Source organism: Streptomyces sp. NPDC002845 (genome assembly GCF_053591955.1).
Genome location: NZ_JBSFUU010000252.1, coordinates 1 through 1,211, shown reverse-complemented (window position 1 = coordinate 1,211; position 1,211 = coordinate 1). Strand labels below are relative to the sequence as shown.

Annotated in this window: 1 protein-coding gene; it reads left to right on the top strand. The window is 67.4% G+C overall.

Going from position 1 to position 1,211, the window contains the following annotated elements:
- Positions 1–123 precede the first annotated feature (123 nt).
- A partial coding sequence (locus ACWD3C_RS48695; protein WP_451155281.1) for an IS256 family transposase occupies positions 124–1,211 on the top strand: 1,088 nt, incomplete at its 3' end.

Sequence of the window (1,211 nt, the reverse complement as noted above, 5' to 3'; positions counted from 1 at the left end):
AAGACCTGTGGATCGGCCTCGGGAGGGGTGCCTCGCGGAACGCGGAGGGCGTACCTTCCCGAGTGATCGATTGATGGTCACCGAGTAGACCCGCGTTGCACCGCGGGTTGGGAAGGCACGCCCGTGCTCAGCGTAGTCAACAACGACGGAACCACCGAGACCGGATCCCTGATGGACGACATCGTCCGCGAGGGTGCCCGGCGGATGCTCGCCGCGGCCCTGGAGGCCGAAGTCAACCAGTACATAGCCGAGTTGGCCGGTGAGCGGGACGAGGCCGGCCGCCGTCTGGTGGTCCGCAACGGCCATCATCGCGAACGGACGGTGACCACCGCCGCCGGGCCGGTCGCGGTGAAGGCGCCTCGCGTGAACGACAAGCGCGTCGACGTGGAGACCGGTGAGCGCAAGAGGTTCTCGTCGAAGATCCTCGCGCCGTGGTGCCGCAAGTCCCCGAAGATCAGCGAGGTCCTGCCCCTGCTCTACCTCCACGGACTGTCCTCCGGGGATTTCGTGCCCGCGATGGAGCAGTTCCTGGGCTCCTCGGCCGGACTCTCGCCGGCGACGGTGACCCGGCTGACGAAGCAGTGGACCGACGACCACACCGCCTTCCAGTCCCGTGACCTGTCGGATTCCGACTACGTCTACGTGTGGGCCGACGGCGTCCACCCCAAGGTCCGCCTCGGCCAGGCCCACTCCTGCGTCCTGGTCCTCATGGGCGTGCGCCCCGACGGCCGCAAGGAACTCATCGCGCTGGCCGAGGGTCTGCGTGAATCGACCGAGTCGTGGGCGGACCTGCTGCGTGACTGCCGCCGACGCGGCATGCGCGATCCCGAACTCGTCGTCGGCGACGGCGCGATGGGCCTGTGGAGGGCCCTCGCAGAGGTATTTCCGCAGGCCAGGCACCAGAGGTGCTGGGTTCACAAGGTCCGCAATGTCATGAACGCGCTACCGAAGTCGGCTCAGCCCGGCGCGAAGAAGGCCCTGCAGGAGATCTACAACGCCGAGGACCGCGACCACGCCGAGAAGGCGGTCAAGGACTTCGAGCGCGCCTACGGCGCGAAGTGGCCGAAAGCGACCAAGAAGGTCACCGACGAGGCCGACGAGCTCCTCGCGTTCTACGACTTCCCCGCCGAGCACTGGGTGCACCTGCGCACGACAAATCCCATCGAGAGCACTTTCAGCACCGTGAAGTTGAGGACCAAGGTCACCCGCGG